The sequence below is a fragment of the Acholeplasma laidlawii genome (genome assembly GCF_015709225.1).
GTDB lineage: Bacteria > Bacillota_I > Bacilli_A > Acholeplasmatales > Acholeplasmataceae > Acholeplasma > Acholeplasma laidlawii_A.
In genome coordinates this window covers 66,867-87,559 of record NZ_JADNRS010000037.1, presented here as the reverse complement: position 1 = coordinate 87,559, position 20,693 = coordinate 66,867, and the positions used below count along the sequence as shown (strand labels likewise).

Genomic DNA, 20,693 nt, shown 5'->3' with positions numbered 1-20,693 from the left:
TGGATTCTTTTTTTGAATTTCTACTAACGCAGCGTTTAACGCAGATGCTTTATTTGATTCATAGTAGATGATTTTTACCGGATTAGTTAATTCATTACTGCAGGTAATATTCTTTTTCTTCTGTTCCGGATTGGCAGTAATAAAAGGCTCTATGATTTGATGCAATTCTTTTGAATTCCTAAAGTTACTTATTAATCTGCATTCTGTAGTCATCTCAAAATAATTATCAAAATTGATGAATATTCCAATATCACTTCCTGCGAATCTATAGATACTTTGCCAGTCATCACCAACAGCAAATATCTTCGAATCTCCATGCCTAATCAAGGTTCTTAATAACTCCATTCGGCTGTAAGAAATATCTTGGAACTCATCTACAATAATGTACTTGTATTTGAATTGGCTGCTAGTTGGAATAATCTTAATTGCTTCAAGTATCATATCATCAAAGTCAGTCTTCCCATCTAATTGACTTTTATAGTAATCGTATATTTCTTTACATATATCTAGAAAAAGCAATGATCTTTGTTTCTCATAAGGATTTGCAAATTCTTCAGATTTCAGTATTTCAAAATGGGAATTATTCGAATATCTTGACTTGTATAAGTTAATAAATGATTTGACTAATTTGATAACTGATTTGAAGTTTCTATTTTTGTATACTGATCCAAGGGCATTTCTCACTTCATCAGCAGATATCGGTTTTAATTCAACTCCGAATGATTTAAGATTTTCTTCGAGTTTTTCAAATATTGTTTCTTCCTTGAATTCATAAGAGTAAGTCTTTAAGTATTTTGTATTATGTTGTTTGTGGAATTGTTCTTTCCATGTCATCGATTCAATATATCTATCCGCTTCTTCTTTTGAATATTGAGTACATTCACCATTTCTGTCCACTCCAAAATGCTCATGGAAAATGTCATATTCAATTAATGTAAAATCTGGATTATATTGTCGGTAGTCTGGAGTTGCTGAATCAATTGGAAATGGCTTTTCGTATCTATATTTAATACCGTTGAGAAAGTAAAAATTGGCAATTGCCATTTCCTCAAAGCTCTTGACCTTTTCTTTCAAGATTGTTTCTCGTTCTTCTTGGTTGTTCGATAAATTTACTAAGATTTGTTTCAATGTCTGGAAATCAGCTTCTTTAAGTTTTTCGAAATGCTCACCTTTGGTTTCGTACTTTTTCTCATCCAAAGTAAAAGCGAATTTCCCATAGAATTCAAGCACTTTTCTTAATATGTCAATGTTTTGGGATGACAACATTTCTTCACTAAAGAAACGTTCAATGATAGCATCATAATTAGGTTCAACATTTTGTTTTTTGTTATCTTTGGTTTCAAGTATTTTCAATCCTAAACTATGAAACGTTGAAACATTCAGATTATCATCTATCTTACTTAATTTGCGTTCAAGATCATCAGCAGATGCTTTTGAATATGAAAGAAAAACTATGTCTTCTTTGGGTACTTTTTGGTCTTCCAAAAGCCATTTTGCTTTACCGCAAATAGTTAGTGTTTTTCCTGAACCTGCACCCGCAATAACTAGATTTGATATTGAATCAGTGAGTATAGCTTTCCTCTGGTCTATTCCAAGTGTTCTTCCGCCAACATCCTCAAATAACTCATCATTTATATGACTATCAATATAATTTTCGTTATGGGTCTCAATATGTTCGTTATAAATTCGTAGCTCTTCAATTTCGAAATACGATTTAACGTATTGTTTTAATTTATTTTCTGCCTGTTCTAAAATTCTCTTTATTTCCAATGCTTGTTTCCTATCAACATAGGAATCTTGCGACAGGATATGATTATATGTTTTGGAACATTCTTTTTTAATGGCTAATTGTTCGCCAATTTGAACTCTGTTTTCATTCAATTCATTTACTTCTTGAATAAATCTCTTGTGACGACTTTCGTATGATTTGAATTTAGTTATCTCTTTAGTGATATCAATTAGTTCATCAAAGTCTTTAGGATCAATTAAATCAAAATGAGCAATACTATTACTAAAAGAAAATGAGTCAACGATTAGATTAATTTCATCAACTCTTTCATTATGAATCTTTGTTTTTGATGTTAATTCATCATACTTGATTGCAAAAGCAGAGTATTCTTCTTTCTTGCTGATGTTCTCACGATACGCTAACACTTTATCAGTAGGGTTAGGAATCAACTGCAGATGCAAAAATGATTCTTCAAGTTTAGATAAAAACTTTTTAAAAGAAGATAGTTCTTTTTTGATTTTCTTATTTCTAAAATACTCTTTTATTGAAGAAAACATTCCCATTTCTGCTCCTTTAAATCTTTAATTGACTGTCAGCATTACTTAAATCCTGACAAGTAGTTTGACATTGTTCAAGTGTTTTCGTTTTACTCGCATTTACTCATAGAAATATATCTAATACCCACCAAAGCATATCATTTTCCTATTTAAGACTTCATAAACGTACATTATTGACATAATAAATGGTATCATAAAATACCCTTTTATGATAGCCTAATGATGAAGTTTTACATATATGTAATCATGTATTCAAAGACGTTAATTAATGTAAAGCCGTTAATCGTACTATTCTTCGTTTATAAACTTTTTATAATATTTTGTGACTAGTTCTTCGTGTTTTTCTAAATCTTGCTTAAAACGTTCAAATAAGTATGCTGCAAAGGTTTCTGCTTGTTGTTCGCTTAAGTGGGTATGCCAAGTATCAATTGAATCATCATAGTTTTCATCTTTAAATTCATGTTCTAAGGTGTTTAATTCATCTTCAGTAAAGATATCTGACTTGAGTCCTAGTCTTATTCCAATAAGAGCTTGTTGTTGAACTGCGTGGAATGTTTCATGAAATGCAGTCTTAATGATTTGTTCTTCACTGGCAATCTTTATCCAATCACGATTGTACCTAATGACAAAGGTATCCTTTTCAAAGAGACCAGAATGGTTAATTGATTTAAAGTTATTTCCATTGTTTATAAATACCCATAGCCCTGGATCTACATTTGTTTCTTCTCTTGCGAAGTTGGTTGCTGAAATGATTAACTTTTCTTTGAAACTATGATTGTCATGATTCATCTTAAAAACTCCCTACTTTGTTATAGCGATTATACTACATGACATCACACATTCCAAAGGAATATTTTATTCTATACTACATTTTTTTATTAAATTATTGAATTGATACCATTTTCTTGTACTTTATGTTCTTTGTAGTTATTATATCATTTGTTGATTCATTAACCTATATTGAATAGGTAAATAACCACCTAGAGTGAGTTTAATTCTTTCGTGATTATACCAATAGATATATTCATCAATAGTTTGAATTAAGTCAGCCAATGATTTAACCTTTTGTAAATAGATGGTTTCACACTTAAGTGTTCCGAAGAAGCTTTCAACCACTGACATTTAATAGGCATTACCTTTAGCACTCATAGATTGAGTAAATGATGATTTCTTAAGGTAATTACGATATTTAGGAGATTGATATAGAATACCTTGATCAGAGTGTATGAGAAGCTTTGATAAGTCTTCATTTGGGTTGTTTGCTTTCTTAAGAGTTTTTAGAATCAAATCCTGGTTTTGACTTCTAGAGATTTGATAGGCTTTGACTTCACCATTGTAAAGATCTTGTATTACAGATAGATATAAACGTTTACGATTAAATCTAAACTCTGATACATCTGTGACCCATGCGATATTAGGTTCATCTTTTTTAAAGTCTCTCTTAAGTAGATTTGGTGTAATTTTGTTTGATATTTGAGAGATATAGCAATATCTCTTTTTTCTTACTTTACAAACTATATGTAGCTCTTTCATGAGCTTTACAACGGTCTTATAGGCTATTTTGACCTGATAGAAGTTTTTAAGGTGCGAGTTTAATACGTCTATAACCATATGTTTTATTGCTTGATTCAAAAATATCTGAAATTAAGATTTTTATACGATGATATTTATCTGTTGATTTATGATGCTCATAGTAGTAATATACAGATTTTGGAAAACCAGCTATTTCAAGTAGATCTTTTAATGCATATTTTCGCCTTAATTCTTTGACTACTTGGTATTTTTGTTTGTTTGTTCCTGTTTTTGAACTAAGGCGATAAGTTTTTTTGTATATTCAAGCTCCATCTCTAAGTGTTTAACTTTGAGTTCTAAACTTTCTTCAACCTCTTTAGATGGTTTATGGAACTTTCTAACTGGATTCTTACGGTAATCTTTTGGAGTTTGAAAGAATCGTTCTTTACCATAGAGTCTATACTGATATACCCATCTAGCAGGTAGTGTATCATTTAGACTCCCTGATGATAAATACATATCATATTTACGTGCTGCTTGACTGTATGAAAGCTCATTTTCAATGATGTCTAAAACGACCTTTAATTTGAATTCTCAGCTCCATAGTCTATTTGTTTTCTTTTTATCTTTCATGTGATCCCTCCTGCATACACTTATATTGTATCAAAGTACAGGTTTTTGGTATCAGTTCAAATTATTGTATCTTCAAAAATATAATAACCTTCTGAATATGACAAATACAACACACTAAAAACTTCAACTTTTTATATCATTCTTAACTTCTTTTTTAAATTGACATTTACACAAAAGCAATCTACATATATATATGAATAATACATGACCAGCTTATTCTCAAAAATTAATCACGTCAATTAGTATCAAAAATTTTGTTTAATCTTTATTCAATTATATTATTAAAAATAAAACAAAACCAACCTAGTAACAAAAAAGCCCCATTTCACATATAGAACATAGGGCTTTTGCTAATATTTAGTTATATTTAAGTTACCGTTCACAGGTATTATCGGGTGTTGTTATAATTCAAAATCCTCAATCTCATAAACAAAATCAAACGCTGTTATATAACTTACTTTAATTAAAAACATTTCATCTATCATTGTAACACTACCATAATCATGTATTTTTGTGATCTTATAAATATTTATTTCATCACCATTAATTTTATGATATCTATCTAGTATATCGTCATCAATGTAATAAACAATATTTGTTCCTATTATTTCAAATTTTCCTAAATCCTCCCATGGAGCATTAATGTTAAAGAGATAATTGTCGCTTCTTGTAGGTAGTATTTGCATCACTTGTTTCTTTTCATTTAATCTTTTACAAACATTCGTGAAGTGATTTTTTTGTTAAAAGTTAATATTTGCTTCTTAAAGATTTACAATCTGACATCGTTCATCCTATCTACAAAGCTAGTTAAATCACTTTTTTTGAAATCTTCTAAAATCATATCAAAATTCATATTTAGCATTTTAATATTTTTACTTTCTAAAAGAACTTGTGTAGCTTTAGAAATAGTCATCGGTAGCATTTTGATATCTCTCTGATTTACTTGATATAAAAAATAATCGGCAACATCTCTATGTACAACTGGAGCTACCATACTAACTCTAAAGTCAAGCCCACTAGATTTCTTTTCATTATCTACATGTCTTACAATATTTGTAGTTTCATTGTTTAACAATTGAGTTCTACTTCTTTGCATAGTTGGTTCAAAGATGTAAGATCCTTCTTCGTCATATAGGATAATATCACTTTTTCCAGCTGGAGCATAATGTAATGGTCTGCCATCTTCTCCATAGATGATATTGGACACTAAACGTTTAGTTCCATATAGTTTTCCAAGTAGCAATGCTAATAAATATTCTAGCCTTAAAGGTTCAGCTAAATCTGCAAATTGTGATTTAGACGTAGACCTTCCAGTAATTATTTTGAATTCATTTTTTAAGAGTTCATAGTCTATTTTACTTATAGCATTATCCAAAGCTTTTCGATAAAACATTTGATCAATCAAATCTTCTTGTTTTCTAAGGTCAATTTTAGCATCAAATGCTAAACCTAGAGCTTTTGATTTAGATTCAACAACTTTCTTTCTAATAAGTTCATCATTATCCCATGGTATATCAATGTTTTCTAAATGATGATAATAATCTTTTTGATTATCAAACTCAATGAACCTATAGTCTTTATACCTTTCAAGAATTATTTTTATTTTTTCAATATTATAGTCTGAGAATGATATATATCTATAATTAAACATTCCTCTATCGACTAATAAGCCTGTCATTTCAAATTTCCTAAAAACTTCATCAGGATAGTCTACAGTTACTGATTTATATTCCAATTCCAAAATATCATTGTTTTTTAAATATTGTTCTATATAATGCTGATTTGCTTCATATCTAAATTTTTCACGATATTTAATGATTTCAGCAGCGGCATTTTTGTAATTACAATCCTTCATAGATAAAACAAAAGCACCAAACTCATGTCTTAATATTCCTTTTCCTTCATTTCCTTTTAATTCCCAAAGTCTATTTACTTCATTTATCACAAATAATGTATTCAAAAATGGTACAGATTTATTATAAAGAGAGCTTCTCAGTGGACTATTTGCTTGCATACCTATCATTGCCTTAGTGAAAACAGTTGACCCATCGTCTTTATTTAATATTAAATCGTTGCCTAGTTTAGTTAAACTAATTTTATTTAATCTTTTCCCGGCTGGTTCAAAAATTAAGAACCCTTGATCTTTCAAAGATCTTAATTGCGTCATTACTCTTCCATGTAGGCCTGTTGCTTGAGGATTATCTTTAATTGCATCAAGTACTTCACTAGAAGTTAATTTTTGTTCATTATCAATTTTATGTTTTACTGATAAGGGAATATTTATAAATTGATATATTCCATTTTTAACTAAGTCAAATAAATATAAATATGATATTTCATCATTCATTATCAAACCATCATACTTTTTAAATATTTTTAAAAAATCTACATTACGTTTAGGATTTCTTATAGTAGTATTAATTGAAAACACTTTATAACCTTTTCTAGCTCCACTTCTACCCATTAAAACTCCTCCTCGTTAAAAGTTTTTTATTATAACTTCTGTTGCATCACTTTTATTTTTACGCCTATAGTTTGCATTTCTATATTGTCTTTGTATAGGCACGATATTATATTTCTGTGACCATTCAATAAGCAAATCATTATTCTTACCGTTTGATTTTAAAACATTTGAAAGTACAAACTTTTTGTTTTCTTTATTTAATTCATCCAATTTATTTAGTAGCTCTTTTTCATCATTAATATTCCAGTGCGAATTATACGGGGCATTAGTAATTAGGTATGGTGGATCAAAATAAAATATTGAATCATCTATATTATATAATTCTTCCTCCCTGAAATCAAAATTACTAAAGTTAACTTCTTTTGTCTTAATATGATTACTAAACTCAATAGTATTTTTATATGTAGTTTCTGTGAAATCCACTTTTCCTACAGGAACATTAAATTTTCCCTTACTATTAAACCTAATATAATGATTGAAACTATAAATTAATAATACAAACAACTTATCTGAAGATGGTTTATTATTATAATTTTCTCTTAGTCTTAAAAATCCTTCTCGATTATAATTGGATAGTCCTTCATATTTGTATATTTTGTAGTAACCTTTTGGTTTTACTCGTGAATAAGTCAATTTATATTTAGAAATCAACATTTCAGTGTTCTTTAATATTTCTTCTGTTGGAGTATAGTAAAAATATTTTAAAAGATCAATTACTGGTTTTGATAAATCGTTACAATATAAATTTTTATATTTTGTGTTTATAGCTACTAATCCACTTCCAGCAAAAACATCAATAAAATTTAAACTACTAGTATTCAATTCTGGTATGAGCTCATTTAGTACTTTTGATTTGTTACCAGGATAACTAATCGGACTTATAATCATAAACTGTTCACAGCCTTTTTATAATACTTTTCATCTATTTCACTTCCAATAAATCTTCTGTTTAAGTTTTTGCATGCTTTTGCAGTACTTCCTGACCCAAAAAATGGATCGAACACTAAATCATTAGGATTTGTATGTATTTTAATCAATTCTTCTAGCACGTTATTTGATTTTTGTGTTGGATGTATTCTCTTTTTTCCTAAAACTAAACCAGAAGTAAATACGGGTCTGACATAAGGGACTTCTTCTGGTTTGTTAAATGTCCATCTTTTCTTTCCTTTAACTGCCCATACAGCTACTTCAATATCCATTACATATCTACTTTTAACATTTCTAGGCATTGGGTTAGTCTTTTCCCATCGAATTAAATCTTTTATAACAAAACCATTTTGTTCCAGTTCATCAACTATATCTGTCATGTTTTTCCAATCATTAAAAATGATAATTGAACCACCTTCTTTTATGACTGGCGTGCATTCTCTTATCCATTCCCTTTGATCAAAACCATAGTCCCACTCACCATAATCCATACCTGACCTACCCATGTTTGAAAATCCTAATTGGTGGTTTCTACTAACACCATATGGAGGATCAGTTAGAATGAGATCTACTTTAATTTTCTTTTCAATCATTTCACTTACTAACTCTTTATAATCTTTGTTTTCCAGCAATATTTCCATCAAATCATCCTTTATGTTTTACAAATACATTATTTTAGAATTAAATATTTATATTTAAATGTTTAATTTTACAAAACAATTTCTAATTTTTAGTCTAAGTATAAGTATACCATACTTTTGTATTAATTTTCAGAGTATGTTAATACATTTAAGTTAAAATCTACACTTATATCATTTAACAATTTATACCAATAACTTCTAGATATTTCAAGCTTTGTTTTTCTATTAAAATAATAATCATCTAATACTTCTCTTTGAATATCTGTTATTTCTTTCCTAAATCTCTTATAATCAAGTTTTAACTGTTTCAAAGACTTTATTTCATCTTCTGTATCACTTATCTTAAAAATCCAATGTAACAACCATTTATCACTATAAGTATTACCACCTTTTATATGCTCATCAAATGAAGGGCTTTTATAACCTATTAATTTTGAATTGTAATAATCTAATCTTTCTTCAAATTCATTTATCTTATCATCAGCATTTCTAACACTTTTAATCCATCTATAGAAGTTTGCGTTTAAAGAACTCTTCCATTCTTTCATTTTTATACTCACCTCTTTTAATTAACATCTCTAAGTTCTTATATAATGACTCTTTAAAAAAAGAAAATTTATTTTCTATAATAACTCCTTCCCTTTTAGAATATTTTATTAAATAATCTGTTACAGATAATACATCATCAAATCCATAATCTTTAACAGTTTCATTAAATAAACCATTAAATCTCATTATTTCAAATGGATCATCTTCTATATACTTATTTTTAATTAAATTATTAGTTAAGAAGTTTGCAATTGGAACTTGAAAAGTTCTTTTATCTTTTTATCATTACTCTTCTTTACTTTCCTTTGTGTACTTAATGTTAACAGTATCACCATTACTACTTGCATTAACTTCATTATTGGTAACATTAACTTTGTTGTTGCTATCATTAACTGTGTTATTGTCCTCACCATGTATGTATTAATCATTAACATAGAAATTTAACTCTTCTAATTCATCTTTTGATATTAGCCAGTGCTTTTTTATATTGATTCTTTTTCTTCTTTTAATAGATAAAATAAACTGTCTTTGAATGTTTCTAGATGTTAAAACACCCTTAAATAATAGGTCTCTATCTAATAGATCTAAATCACCTAAATAAAGAATAATCTCCTCTATTTTCTTTTCTAATCCTAAAAGCGAGGGACCCATTGCTCTTATAAGTTGCTTTGCAGCTATTGGAACGGATACTTCTAAATAATAACCATTTCTATAAATCATTGTAAGTAATCTTAAATATACGATCTCACCTAAAAATGAATACTTAAAGTTTAGCTCCTCAATTTTGGCATCATTAAAAATATCCACATCGAGTGGAAAGTAATCAAGACCTCGTTTCATTGGCCTTGCCATTAGTCACTTCTTTCTACCCTAGTATTAAAACATATACTAATCACTACTATTTCGTATTATATTAGTGTATGCTTCATACTCATTAAATACCCGTTCACAGGCATTATCGGGTGTTAGTTACTTCCTTTTTCTAAAAAGTCTATTAAGTTTTTCCTTGGAATTCTATAAGCATTACCCATTAAGTAGCCTTTTAGCTTTCCTGGCTTAATATATCTTAATACTGTTGCTCTATTTACTTTTAATATTTCTATTAGCTCACTTACTGTAAACAGTTCTTTTTCTTTTTATCCTTCATATGATGCCTCCTTCATATATATATATTAGTTTACACTAAGTACAGGTTTTTGTATCAGTTCATCCAGCGCTACGGTAACGGTAAAGCGCATTTAAAATGTATTATCTGTGATTATGAAGTCTTACAAGATTCTGTTTGGTACATCAACAATTATGATGACGATAAAGATGGTTGGTTTAGATGTCCTGTATGTGATAATGATAGTTTAAATGTTATAGAGAATTACAATCGATTTAAATCAATTTTCAAATAGCAACTATATATATTGAACCCTCGAGGAAGGGTTATTTTGGGTAGGAATTTTCAAGGATATATCAAACATAGAACTTCCTAATTAATAAAAAAAGTCTGATACAATCGTATCAAACCATTTAGTGTTATGTGGTGCGGGTGACAGGACTTGAACCTGCATGCCGTAAAGCGCTAGATCCTAAGTCTAGTGCGTCTGCCAATTTCGCCACACCCGCATGGATAGTGGACTTTCTTTATAAAAATGGCAGGCCCAGCAGGATTTGAACCTACGAGTGACGGAGTCAAAGTCCGTTGCCTTACCGCTTGGCTATGGGCCTACATTTTATTTAATTCGCAATTATGGGGCGGCCGAGGGGAATTGAACCCCCGAGTGTCGGCGCCACAAGCCGATGCGTTAACCACTTCGCCACAACCGCCATACTTTGCGCAAGTATTATTATACCAACTTATTTTATTTTGTAAAGTTAAAATTTCGGAAAAATAAGTTTTTTATATCCTTTACAAGATATATTTGATATTATATAAAAGAAAGGAAGTAATTGCAAGATGAAATGGATTGGAAGAATACTATATATTTTATTTGTTTTAATCGTAATTGGCTTTATTGAACTAATCGGTGGCGGTGTACAAGGTATCCGTGTATCAGAGTATATCTACAATAACGTAACAAAAAACGCTATAGATAATGAAAATTACGATATGTTTGAGGGTTTAGGCCACTTAAACGCTGTTTCAAACACTTACTACTCAAAAGATCAAATTAAAACATTAGATGGTCAAAACTTCTATGATACGACTACAGAATCAATTGATGAAAAATATCAAGTAAAACTTGGTATGTACCCACATGCAGTAGTCCACAAAAACCCACAATTTGATTTATACAGTGATGGCTTCTTTGTTTTACTTGAAGATTTTTCAGATGATGTTGCTTATTATAGTTTAGAAGTTACTGCATACTATGCACAAGACCCTGAGAAAAAACAAATTGTTTTAAAAGATAAAAATTATTTAAATATCTATTCTGATATAAGAGAATCAAACGCAAATAGAGCATCATTTAGAGTAGCTCTAATTGCTAATAATAGTTTTGCAAATCACATCTTAGAAACAAACAAAGATTATACCTTCCCAGAAGGATATAACTTTGAATACCACATTCAAGCAATCGATGTGTTTGCAACAATCATTGACCCTGAAAACCCAGATACTCCAGAACGTGTACATGTCTACAGAATTACTGATGGTACTACCTTTGCTTCTGGTACACCAATGGTAACTCATACGAACCTTAACCTAGCACCTGAAAACTATAACTTCTCAAGAGGAATGAATGGTGTAGAACCAACAGCTGATAATAACCCACACAACTTAGTGCTTGATTATCACCCAGCAGACTTATCACCATATAACTTTGCTTACTGGATCGTATATTCAATCTACTTCTTATTATTTGTTGTAGTACCTTACTTCTGGTTTGTTCATAAATATGTTATGAAGGCCATTAGAAAAAATAAGGTCGATGATGAGCCAAAAGGCAAAACAAGAAAACCACAACCTCAACTATTTAGTGACGTTGAACCTAAGAGCGATAAATAATCGCTCTTTTTTTTGTTTTTACACTGGGTATCACCAGTTATGACTTACTTAAAAACGGACCTGGTGACTACGGTAACTTCTTAGTGTATTTAGGTTTGTTTGCTCTAATTGCATTTACTCTACTATCTGTCTTTATCTTTTTTACAAATCATCAAAAACTTTATAAGATACGCCGTATTATCTCAATCACTGAAGTAACTATATGGGCTATATTTACAGTATCCTTTATAGAAAGTATTCAATTAGGGATCGTATTTATTATCTTACTTACTATAATCAACCTTATATCACTATTTAAAGTCAAAAATAATCTAATTTCTACACCTATAAGCGCTTAATAAGAGCCTAAAACCACATAATTTAAGAAAATTAAGTTTTCAATGATATGATTTGTTCATTTTCAATTGAAAACTTAATTTTGTTATGCTATACTAATAAGGCGTGAACGGGGGCATGGTGTCAACGGTAGCACACAGGTCTCCAAAACCTTTAGTGTGGGTTCGAATCCTGCTGCCCTCGCCATCTAGTAATTAAAATAAGTTTCTAATTCTTATATAGAATTAGGAACTTTTTTATTTCTACTATTTCTTAAAATTATAAAAGTGTAATTAATTATATAATTTGAATAAAACTTTCATATTTAATCATATATTCTATAGATGTTGTAAAATAACAATGAAAACGTATACACCATTAAAAAAGGATGATGATTTCATGAAGAAAATAACCTTATTATTACTTACAACTTTAATTTCTATATATTTGGTCGCTTGTATACCTATGTCCCAAGCATTTGACGTCTTATTTGACGTAAATGGTGGGTTTTGGCATAAAGACGAACTTGCTACCACACGTCCGGATGCAACTATCACAATCAGGGATTTTGATAACTATTTAGGGGATAATACAAACTTTACTCTGTATTCTCCTACTGATATAGGTTTAAGATGGCATTATAAAATATTTATACAATATAATGCTGATTTAGAAACCTATATAGTTGTTTATAGCGACCCTTATACTGCTTCTGTTGATCGCCTAGATTTACCAGATTATGACTACATCATCGGAGTGCATTATCATAATACCGTTATCGAATCTGACCCAGTATTTATAAATCTATTTACAGATGGTGTGGGAACTCCACTCATCTTTAATAAAGATATTACAGTAACTCAAGAAAGCGTTGAGTTTAAAGTATATCCTAAAAATCCGGATGCTAGTAGTTTTAAATTACTATCTAATGAGATTAATGAACTACCAACCCCTGTAAGACCTGATTTTGATTTTAAAGGTTGGTATGTCGAAGATAAACTTATTACAAAAGCTAAAGATATTAAATTAAAGTCAGGTGATACCATGACAACACTTACTGCACATTGGGAAAGTTATTCCCTTGAATCCATAGATGTCATACTAGATACTCTAATTCCAGATCATGTAACTGATAGTTTAGCACTACCAGTTACATATAGTGGTTATACTTTAACTTGGGAAACTTCACATCCCTTAGTGATTAGCACTACCGGTAAATTCCATGCAGCCTATGAACCTACTACTGTCACATTAACTGCACACATTACATCTTTAGACAATACAACAGTCATTCGTACCTTTAATGTCACAGTACCTAACAAGAAACCTTTAACACTTCCAATAGCATCTAGCTATATTTGGAGAAACTACGCACTTGTAGATGAGCGTTTCTTCCAAACACTTGATATCATTAATACAGCATTTATAACAGCAGATGCAAATGGTAACTTCTCTGGCACTTCTCAATTAAGTGATATTGAAACTTATATACTACCTAAATCAAAAATTTATAACAACTGGGTTGTCTTTTCTGTAGCACCAGAATCTAGATGGTCTGAAATAGCTATGAGTGCTACAAAAATAGAAAACTTTGCTAATAACATTGTAGACATCATCAATACCTATGGTTTTGATGGTGTAGATATTGACTGGGAAACACCAAGATCTGGTGAAGAAGTAAGATACTCTAACATGATGAAAGTGATTTATGAAAAGGTTAAAGCCAATAACCCAAATCACTTAGTGACTACTGCAATTACTGGTGGTCGCTGGCAACCACCAATGTATAACTTAACTGTCTCTAATCAGTATCTAGACTTTATTAACGTCATGACTTATTCTATGTCTAGCTCAGGTGGCAGTTATCAAAATGCACTTCACCCAAGAACCGGTGTACACAACACTGAATTTAATTCAGGTCGTACACCTGCAACTGCAACAATTTCAGAATCCGTACCAATATTTAATAACTATGGTGTACCAAACTCTAAATTAATCTTTGGCTTAGCCTTTTACGGTGTACGTCAACAAAGAACTTTTAATACATCAACAAATACTTGGTCAAATTGGGCTGCAACATCCCCGAGTGTCTTCTTCCCTGAAATTCAGTCAAGCTATTTAAACAATCCAGATTACTTATATTTCTTTGATAATGAAGCCGGTGTACCTTACCTAGTTAAAAAAGATGGCACCATCTTTATTAGCTATGATAATGAACGTTCAATCAGACTCAAATCAGAGTATGTGATTGAAAATGGTTTAGGTGGATTAATGTTCTGGGAATATGGTGCAGATACCTCTGGAACACTTCTTCAACAAATGCGCACCAGCCTAAATAAATAGACATTTTCTCATCCCTTTTCTACTCGTTAGAAAAGGGATTTTCTTACGTCATTTTTACACAAAAAATTATTATCGTAAAAAATGAATTATATGTGTATACATTTCTAAAAAAAGATATATAATAATTAATCGAATCAAATATTAAAAATATAAAAATGGAGGACTCCTGATTTGAATCATAACGTGCTCATAGAGTTATCACACGTTGAAAAGAAATTTGAAGACGATCTCATCGTTAATGACTTAAGTCTTAAAATATATGAAAATGAGTTTGTTACACTACTTGGCCCATCTGGCTGTGGTAAAACAACAACACTTCGTATGATTGGCGGATTTGAAAAACCTGATAAGGGGCATATAATAATAAACGGTAATATATTTAATGATTTACCACCTTATGCCAGACCAATAAATACTGTATTCCAAAAATATGCATTGTTTCCACATTTAAATGTGTTTGATAACGTTGCTTTTGGATTAAAAAATAGGAACACAAAATATTTGTTGAAGTTCTTTAACATCGATTCATCCTTGTCAAAAAAAGAACAATCAAACTTGATTCAAACAGGCATCGAAAAAGCAGTCAAAGAAGCTCTAACTTTAGTTAAGTTAGGCGGCTTTGAAAATAGAAAAATCACTCAGATGAGTGGTGGACAACAACAACGTGTTGCACTTGCTAGAGCACTTGTCAACAAACCTCAAATACTTCTACTTGATGAACCACTTGCAGCACTTGACTTAAAACTACGTCAAAACATGCAATATGAACTTAAAGAGATGCAAAGAAAATTAGGAATTACCTTTATCTTTGTAACCCATGACCAAGAAGAAGCAATGACTATGAGTGATAGAATTGTTGTTATGAAAGATGGCGTCATCCAACAACTTGACACCCCTAAACAAATTTATAATGAGCCAGTAAACCGCTATGTAGCTACTTTTATTGGTGAATCAAACATCATTGATGGTGTATATAAATCAAATAAAGTCGTTACATTCTTAGGTGTAGATTTTGAGTGTGGACCTTATCCATTTAAAGATAACGAAAAAGTTGATGTCGTCATTAGACCTGAAGACTTTGACGTTGTAAGTTTAGATCAAGCTAAACTTACAGGTACTGTTGTATCTTCCATCTTTAAAGGTGTTCATAATGAATTAGACGTTATGGTAGGAGATTATAAGTTAATGGTAAACACCTACGAGACATATCAAGCAGGTGATACCATTGGATTAAAAATAGATCCTTATGAAATCCACTTAATGCCGGTATCAAATGATGAAGAAACCATTTAGTCGCCTATCCACACCATATATTGTATGGTTATTTATATTAGCACTTATCCCGATTGTTGTGATGCTATTTTTATCTATTACAACGACCCAAGGTTTAAGTTTAGATGGTATCACATTTAATTCAACATTTTACCAAGCATTCTTTGAAAGATCTATTACAACTGCATTTTTTAATTCCATATATTATGCAGTACTTACAACTGTTATTGCACTACTTTTAGGTTATATGGTAGCTTATACCGTATTTAGATCTAAGTTTAAAAACAAGTTCTTAGTACTTGCAATCTTTATCTTACCCATGTGGTCTAACCTTCTACTTAGAACAGAATCTCTTGGTAACTTAATGAATGAAAATAATCTAATTACAGATATCTTATCCAAAATACTAAATACAGAGGTTAGTTTTCCGGTCATTAAAGGTAGTGGATTAGCTGTTGTAATTGGTTTAGTATTAACCTATCTACCGTTTATGATCTTACCCATTTACACAGCTTTAGAAAAAATTGATTATAGTTTAGAAGAAGCAGCACTAGACCTTGGTCTAACAGATCTTCAAAAGTTTATGAAAGTGGTACTTCCACTTTCATTAAAAGGTGTTGCTACTGGTTCTATTCTAGTATTCTTACCTGCAATGAGTGGCTTTGCTATTCCTGAAATATTAGGTTCTGGTAATATTCTATTAATTGGTAACATTATAGAACAATCCTTTAGATATATGGATTATAATCTGGGCTCTTTATTATCTATGATGGTATTAGTAATTATCTTCTTAGGTATCTTTGTGGTATCTAAAGTAGATAAGGAAGGAGAGATGCTATTATGACGCACTATCCAAAAGCTACCCTTGAATCCTACGGATACAAGGATTATAAGAAAACTAAAAAGTTTTTCTCAATCTTAAGAAAAGTATTTGTTGTAGTGATTGTTGCATCTTTATATATACCCATTTTAATGTTACTACTTCAATCTGTAAACAGTAGCCCAAACATCAATGAATTTGGTCACTTCACATTAGACTGGTACACAAATATGTTTGATGTAAGAAGTTTAAAGAACGCAATTATTAACACCTTATTAACCAGTGTGATATCCACACTGCTTGCAACAATTATTGCAACCTTTATGGCAGTAGGGATTTATGCACTACCTAAAAAGATTCGCCAACGTGTGATGTTACTAAATAATATTCCAATACTAAATGCGGATATCGTTACTGGTATATCACTGATGCTTATCTTCTCACTATTATTACCGTTATTCCCTTATATCTTTGGTCCAGTAACACTTATCATGGCACATTTATTCTTCACGATTCCTTATGTAGTTTTAAGTATCTTACCAAAACTAAAGGAAATGGATAATAATCTTATGGATGCAGCACTAGATTTAGGTGTTAAACCTTATAAAGCATTAATTAAGGTGATCGTACCAGCAATTAGTGCCGGAATATTTTCAGGTATGTTGCTTGCTCTGACTATGAGTATTGATGACTTTGTTATTAGTTACTATACAACTGGTAATGGCTTTGATAACCTATCTATTTGGATTTACGGTAGTATCGGACGTAAGAGTCTTACACCTTCAGTTTATGCCTTTTCTACATTGCTTACATTAATGACTTTATTAAGTCTGACACTCTATCAAGTGTTTATTAAAAAAGATAAAAAAGGTAAAATAAAATGAAAAAGTTATATATACTACTTGCATCAGTACTTACCATTTTTATCCTAAATGGTTGTACGATGAACAATAAATTATTAATCCTTAATTGGGGTGAATATATCAACGATGATCTTGTCTTATTATTTGAAGAGACATATGGTGTTGAAGTATCTATCTCTATTGCAGATAGTAACGAACTATTCTATTCTAAAATCAAATCAGGTACAACAGCATATGACTTAGTACTACCAGGAGATTACATGGTAGAAAAATTAATCAAAGAAGATTTGATTCAACAAATCCAATTTGGTAAACTCTCTAACTATGATCCAGTAAATAACCCTTATATGCATGGTCTACAAAGTCTAATGGCTACCATGTCTATAGGTAGTGAAAATTATTTTGTACCATACTTTTGGGGTACATTTGGTCTTATGTACAACAACCGAGTATCCGGCTTAAAAGAAGCTTTAGAAACACATGGTTGGAGTGCATACTTTGAGCCAAATTTAAGACCTACAAATCGTGTTGGTATGTATGATGTTGCACAATATGCTTATGCATCCAGTCTTCTTTATTTAGGACTAGATCCCAATGCCCTACCAGATACAACACCAGAAGGTTTTACTAAAACACACCTACAACTATCAAAAGAAGCATTAACAGGTGCAAAATTTACAGTATTTGCTGATGATGCTTTGAAAAAAGATATTCAAGCAAACAACTTAGACTTAGCATTTGTTTGGACAGGAGACTTTTTAGATATGCTTTATGTCGATTTAGATGAAGGTCTAGATTATGATAATAAAACTTATGATATTTACATACCTGACCAAACGATGGCCTTTGTAGATTCATTTGTTATTCCTAAAAAATCAAGACACGTAGATTTAGCTCATGAGTTCATTAACTTCTTCTTAAATCCTGACAACGCCTATGAAAATGCAAGTGTTGTAGGATACTCTACACCACTTGCAAATGTATATGATCGTATTGCAAACTATACAGGAGATGATGTTTGGTTAACCAATTGGTCTAGAGCATATAGTGATTACTACCCAAATACAGAAAACTTCAAAGGTATTCCTTATGCAAGTTTTAATCAAACCATTATGGCTCAACTACTCTTAATGTTTAACGACGTTAAAACAAAATAACAAAATCCCAGTCATTTCTAGTGACTGGGATTTTTGTTTACTTGGTAAGATTCGATTTTCTCCAATAAGTTTTATATCCGGCTTTATCTTTCATATTATATTCAATAATTTTCTTGATTAAATCCAGATCAATTGCTTGATTCCATTTGATTTTAAAAATAAAGTTTGTGGATAAATACTTTCTATCTCTAATTTCTTTTTTAAACTCATCAATTGCTTTATATTCAGGGGCTACTGACAGATGCGCTTTAGCATGTGTAAAAGCAATAATATATGTACCCTCATGAACAAAGTGTGGTTGATTCCATGCTATTTTTGTATCTAGCATTGGGAATGTAGCAATTACCCAGTCTAGTAGATTTCTCATGATGGTTCGGTTTGATTCATCTTTCATTGATTTTAAATATTCTTCAAATACATGCATCTTTAAAACCCCTAACATAAATAAAATTTATTCATATTATACGTATATGTCAAAAATTATGCAAGAAATTAACCTTAAATATAAAAGTAAGTTTGGATTTCCCAAACTTACTCTTATTATTTTTTACCTACGTGTTTTTCTAAGAATGTCAGTACAGGTGATGGTTGAGTTCTGGTTAGAGCCTCACCATTTGCTATCATTGCAGGTAGTGTAAGAATACCATACTCAGCTGTCAGTCTATCAAACATTTCCTGGTTGTCTTCTTTGTTCACAATTGTGATATCCGGTTCATATTTGTTGTTTAAACCAAACTTTAGAAACATCTTTAATTGTGCACATTGTGTACAATCATTTTTTGTTAATAAGTAAACACTCATTATTTCTTTCCCCCAAAAGTAATAATTTTTTCTTTATCAAATACAAAGTCTGAATCTTTTAACATTTCACTTTTCATCTTTTGATAACCATTCCCCTTCATTGAGAAGTTATCCATTGTCTTTGTTTCAGTATTTAAACCGTTTAAGACAACAGGATTGACATCTTCGGGTTCAAAGTATGGATCAAAACCTAAGTTCATCAGTGCTTTATTTGCGTTATATCTAACAAATATCTTCACATCATGAGATAGTTCTACAGCATCGTAAATTGATTCTACGAGTTCATTTTGCTCATGATATAACTCTAATAAGAAATCATGTACCCATTGGGTAAGTTCTTCTTGTAGTTCATTTGAAAATGTTTCAAATACTTCTTGAGCAAGGCGCCCTACATATAACCCATGAATAGATTCATCTCTTAAAATAAGGTTAATGATTTCTCCTGCTTGCATGAGTTTACCTTGTCCATAAAAGAATAATGGATAATAAAACCCTGAATAGAATAACCAAGTTTCTAAGTAAACAGATGCTACCATCGCTTTATACTGAGCGATGTTAAAATCTGTTTCACTGTATCCAGGATCACTTGATTCAAATTGTTTTAGATAGTTATAACGATCTAACTCTTTATAATAACCTACAATAAGACTCATAATGTTTTGAAGATTGGTATGCTTTTCACCCCAAAGGAATAATTCATCTATTTTTTGGTTAGACATATACGTCATAAAGATATTTGAGTAACTCTTAGCGTGCACTGCATTTTCCATTGCACCCATAAAGTTTAAGACTGCTTTTCTTTGATGGAAGTGATCATCTAAGGATCTAGAAACCACCGGCATACCAATATCACCTTGATGTGTATCTAAGAATGTTAGCACTAATAGGTTTTTAGCATATGCATCTTGAATGTTTTCTGGTAACACACTCCAAACATTTAAGTCTGGTTGTAGGGAAACGTCTTCAGGACGCCAAAACTGTGAAAGGTTTTGTTCGTAGAAGTGTTGTGTATAATCATCTTCTGGTTCATTCCAATTAGCACCTTCGTATTGTACACGCTTAATTGGCTTTAGTTTAATTTTTGAAGTTTTAGTTGCTTTTTTATCCATTTT

Annotated in this window: 22 protein-coding genes and 4 tRNA genes; 7 read left to right on the top strand and 19 right to left on the bottom strand. The window is 30.7% G+C overall.

All coding sequences use genetic code 11. The annotated features are described in order from the left end of the window. The 16 genes from IY230_RS04055 to IY230_RS03980 form a co-directional block, all read right to left on the bottom strand. The coding region (locus IY230_RS04055; protein WP_196370041.1) for a UvrD-helicase domain-containing protein at positions 1–2,292 on the bottom strand (2,292 nt) is incomplete at its 3' end. A gap of 282 nt (positions 2,293–2,574) precedes the next feature. Further along, on the bottom strand, positions 2,575–3,075 hold the full coding sequence (locus IY230_RS04050; protein ID WP_196370040.1) for a hypothetical protein: 501 nt from the start codon (positions 3,073–3,075) through the stop codon (positions 2,575–2,577). Between the two features lie 141 nt (positions 3,076–3,216). Further along, positions 3,217–3,408: an IS3 family transposase gene (locus tag IY230_RS04045; RefSeq protein ID WP_196370039.1), complete on the bottom strand. Its 192-nt coding sequence runs from the start codon at positions 3,406–3,408 to the stop codon at positions 3,217–3,219. After that, the gene (locus tag IY230_RS04040) at positions 3,409–3,897 is read right to left on the bottom strand and encodes a DDE-type integrase/transposase/recombinase (protein WP_196370038.1); all 489 of its coding nucleotides are present in this window, start codon (positions 3,895–3,897) and stop codon (positions 3,409–3,411) included. It abuts the gene before it with no gap. A 159-nt stretch (positions 3,898–4,056) separates the two neighbouring features. Continuing rightward, entirely contained in the window at positions 4,057–4,317 is a 261-nt protein-coding gene (locus IY230_RS04035) for a hypothetical protein (RefSeq protein ID WP_196370037.1), read from the bottom strand. Positions 4,318–4,832: 515 nt separating this feature from the next. Continuing rightward, positions 4,833–5,117 carry a hypothetical protein gene (locus IY230_RS04030; protein ID WP_196370036.1) on the bottom strand — a complete coding sequence of 95 codons (285 nt, stop codon included), beginning with the start codon at positions 5,115–5,117 and terminating at the stop codon, positions 4,833–4,835. An 83-nt stretch (positions 5,118–5,200) separates the two neighbouring features. Then, entirely contained in the window at positions 5,201–6,895 is a 1,695-nt protein-coding gene (locus tag IY230_RS04025) for an AlwI family type II restriction endonuclease (RefSeq protein ID WP_196370035.1), read from the bottom strand. 15 nt (positions 6,896–6,910) lie between these two features. Then, complete coding sequence (locus IY230_RS04020; protein ID WP_196370034.1) at positions 6,911–7,783, bottom strand: DNA adenine methylase; 873 nt, start codon at positions 7,781–7,783, stop codon at positions 6,911–6,913. Beyond that, positions 7,780–8,463, bottom strand: coding sequence for a DNA-methyltransferase (locus tag IY230_RS04015; RefSeq protein ID WP_196370033.1), 684 nt, complete (start codon positions 8,461–8,463; stop codon positions 7,780–7,782). The genes IY230_RS04020 and IY230_RS04015 overlap by 4 nt, the downstream gene beginning before the upstream one ends. A 122-nt stretch (positions 8,464–8,585) precedes the next feature. Further along, positions 8,586–9,011, bottom strand: coding sequence for a hypothetical protein (locus IY230_RS04010; protein WP_196370032.1), 426 nt, complete (start codon positions 9,009–9,011; stop codon positions 8,586–8,588). Continuing rightward, positions 8,971–9,198 (bottom strand): hypothetical protein, encoded by a 228-nt coding sequence (locus tag IY230_RS04005; protein ID WP_196370031.1) that lies wholly within the window; start codon positions 9,196–9,198, stop codon positions 8,971–8,973. Before IY230_RS04005 ends, IY230_RS04010 begins: the two co-directional genes overlap by 41 nt. Before the next feature lie 234 nt (positions 9,199–9,432). Then, positions 9,433–9,864 (bottom strand): Lin1244/Lin1753 domain-containing protein, encoded by a 432-nt coding sequence (locus IY230_RS04000; RefSeq protein ID WP_196370030.1) that lies wholly within the window; start codon positions 9,862–9,864, stop codon positions 9,433–9,435. Between the two features lie 113 nt (positions 9,865–9,977). Beyond that, the gene (locus IY230_RS06780) at positions 9,978–10,136 is read right to left on the bottom strand and encodes a helix-turn-helix domain-containing protein (protein ID WP_196370044.1); all 159 of its coding nucleotides are present in this window, start codon (positions 10,134–10,136) and stop codon (positions 9,978–9,980) included. A gap of 405 nt (positions 10,137–10,541) precedes the next feature. Beyond that, a tRNA-Leu gene (locus IY230_RS03990) sits at positions 10,542–10,626 on the bottom strand. Between the two features lie 27 nt (positions 10,627–10,653). Then, positions 10,654–10,728 (bottom strand) — tRNA-Gln (locus IY230_RS03985). 23 nt (positions 10,729–10,751) lie between these two features. Next, a tRNA-His gene (locus tag IY230_RS03980) sits at positions 10,752–10,827 on the bottom strand. A gap of 130 nt (positions 10,828–10,957) precedes the next feature. Between IY230_RS03980 and IY230_RS03975 the strand changes: the two genes are divergently transcribed. The 7 genes from IY230_RS03975 (at position 10,958) to IY230_RS03945 (ending at position 18,780) form a co-directional block, all read left to right on the top strand. Continuing rightward, positions 10,958–12,010 (top strand): hypothetical protein, encoded by a 1,053-nt coding sequence (locus IY230_RS03975; protein ID WP_196370029.1) that lies wholly within the window; start codon positions 10,958–10,960, stop codon positions 12,008–12,010. A gap of 447 nt (positions 12,011–12,457) precedes the next feature. Then, positions 12,458–12,532 (top strand) — tRNA-Trp (locus IY230_RS03970). A gap of 192 nt (positions 12,533–12,724) precedes the next feature. Then, complete coding sequence (locus IY230_RS03965) at positions 12,725–14,668, top strand: glycoside hydrolase family 18 protein (RefSeq protein ID WP_196370028.1); 1,944 nt, start codon at positions 12,725–12,727, stop codon at positions 14,666–14,668. A 171-nt stretch (positions 14,669–14,839) separates the two neighbouring features. Further along, positions 14,840–15,961: an ABC transporter ATP-binding protein gene (locus IY230_RS03960; protein WP_196370027.1), complete on the top strand. Its 1,122-nt coding sequence runs from the start codon at positions 14,840–14,842 to the stop codon at positions 15,959–15,961. After that, the gene (locus IY230_RS03955) at positions 15,945–16,784 is read left to right on the top strand and encodes an ABC transporter permease (protein ID WP_196370026.1); all 840 of its coding nucleotides are present in this window, start codon (positions 15,945–15,947) and stop codon (positions 16,782–16,784) included. Before IY230_RS03960 ends, IY230_RS03955 begins: the two co-directional genes overlap by 17 nt. Further along, positions 16,781–17,644: an ABC transporter permease gene (locus tag IY230_RS03950; protein WP_196370025.1), complete on the top strand. Its 864-nt coding sequence runs from the start codon at positions 16,781–16,783 to the stop codon at positions 17,642–17,644. Before IY230_RS03955 ends, IY230_RS03950 begins: the two co-directional genes overlap by 4 nt. Beyond that, a complete protein-coding gene (locus tag IY230_RS03945) occupies positions 17,641–18,780 on the top strand; it encodes an ABC transporter substrate-binding protein (RefSeq protein ID WP_196370024.1) in 1,140 nt (379 codons plus the stop codon). Before IY230_RS03950 ends, IY230_RS03945 begins: the two co-directional genes overlap by 4 nt. A 37-nt stretch (positions 18,781–18,817) precedes the next feature. Here the strand turns inward: IY230_RS03945 and IY230_RS03940 are convergent, their stop codons facing one another. The 3 genes from IY230_RS03940 to nrdF all read right to left on the bottom strand — a co-directional run bounded on the left by IY230_RS03940 (position 18,818) and on the right by nrdF (position 20,690). Next, positions 18,818–19,204: an iron chaperone gene (locus IY230_RS03940; protein ID WP_196370023.1), complete on the bottom strand. Its 387-nt coding sequence runs from the start codon at positions 19,202–19,204 to the stop codon at positions 18,818–18,820. A gap of 116 nt (positions 19,205–19,320) precedes the next feature. Beyond that, a complete protein-coding gene (locus IY230_RS03935) occupies positions 19,321–19,581 on the bottom strand; it encodes a glutaredoxin family protein (RefSeq protein WP_012243214.1) in 261 nt (86 codons plus the stop codon). Continuing rightward, positions 19,581–20,690, bottom strand: a complete 1,110-nt coding sequence (gene nrdF / locus IY230_RS03930) for a class 1b ribonucleoside-diphosphate reductase subunit beta (RefSeq protein ID WP_196370022.1) — start codon at positions 20,688–20,690, stop codon at positions 19,581–19,583. The genes IY230_RS03935 and nrdF overlap by 1 nt, the downstream gene beginning before the upstream one ends. Positions 20,691–20,693: the final 3 nt, after the last annotated feature.

What these genes read in the sequence shown, in the direction of transcription:
- IY230_RS04050 (WP_196370040.1), bottom strand. Translation starts at nt 3,075, where the DNA reads ATGAATCATGACAATCATAGTTTCAAAGAAAAGTTAATCATTTCAGCA.
- IY230_RS04045 (WP_196370039.1), bottom strand. Translation starts at nt 3,408, where the DNA reads ATGTCAGTGGTTGAAAGCTTCTTCGGAACACTTAAGTGTGAAACCATC.
- IY230_RS04040 (WP_196370038.1), bottom strand. Translation starts at nt 3,897, where the DNA reads ATGGTTATAGACGTATTAAACTCGCACCTTAAAAACTTCTATCAGGTC.
- IY230_RS04035 (WP_196370037.1), bottom strand. Translation starts at nt 4,317, where the DNA reads ATGTATTTATCATCAGGGAGTCTAAATGATACACTACCTGCTAGATGG.
- IY230_RS04030 (WP_196370036.1), bottom strand. Translation starts at nt 5,117, where the DNA reads ATGCAAATACTACCTACAAGAAGCGACAATTATCTCTTTAACATTAAT.
- IY230_RS04025 (WP_196370035.1), bottom strand. Translation starts at nt 6,895, where the DNA reads ATGGGTAGAAGTGGAGCTAGAAAAGGTTATAAAGTGTTTTCAATTAAT.
- IY230_RS04020 (WP_196370034.1), bottom strand. Translation starts at nt 7,783, where the DNA reads ATGATTATAAGTCCGATTAGTTATCCTGGTAACAAATCAAAAGTACTA.
- IY230_RS04015 (WP_196370033.1), bottom strand. Translation starts at nt 8,463, where the DNA reads ATGGAAATATTGCTGGAAAACAAAGATTATAAAGAGTTAGTAAGTGAA.
- IY230_RS04010 (WP_196370032.1), bottom strand. Translation starts at nt 9,011, where the DNA reads ATGAAAGAATGGAAGAGTTCTTTAAACGCAAACTTCTATAGATGGATT.
- IY230_RS04005 (WP_196370031.1), bottom strand. Translation starts at nt 9,198, where the DNA reads ATGAGATTTAATGGTTTATTTAATGAAACTGTTAAAGATTATGGATTT.
- IY230_RS04000 (WP_196370030.1), bottom strand. Translation starts at nt 9,864, where the DNA reads ATGGCAAGGCCAATGAAACGAGGTCTTGATTACTTTCCACTCGATGTG.
- IY230_RS03975 (WP_196370029.1), top strand. Translation starts at nt 10,958, where the DNA reads ATGAAATGGATTGGAAGAATACTATATATTTTATTTGTTTTAATCGTA.
- IY230_RS03965 (WP_196370028.1), top strand. Translation starts at nt 12,725, where the DNA reads ATGAAGAAAATAACCTTATTATTACTTACAACTTTAATTTCTATATAT.
- IY230_RS03955 (WP_196370026.1), top strand. Translation starts at nt 15,945, where the DNA reads ATGAAGAAACCATTTAGTCGCCTATCCACACCATATATTGTATGGTTA.
- IY230_RS03950 (WP_196370025.1), top strand. Translation starts at nt 16,781, where the DNA reads ATGACGCACTATCCAAAAGCTACCCTTGAATCCTACGGATACAAGGAT.
- IY230_RS03945 (WP_196370024.1), top strand. Translation starts at nt 17,641, where the DNA reads ATGAAAAAGTTATATATACTACTTGCATCAGTACTTACCATTTTTATC.
- IY230_RS03940 (WP_196370023.1), bottom strand. Translation starts at nt 19,204, where the DNA reads ATGCATGTATTTGAAGAATATTTAAAATCAATGAAAGATGAATCAAAC.
- IY230_RS03935 (WP_012243214.1), bottom strand. Translation starts at nt 19,581, where the DNA reads ATGAGTGTTTACTTATTAACAAAAAATGATTGTACACAATGTGCACAA.
- nrdF (WP_196370022.1), bottom strand. Translation starts at nt 20,690, where the DNA reads ATGGATAAAAAAGCAACTAAAACTTCAAAAATTAAACTAAAGCCAATT.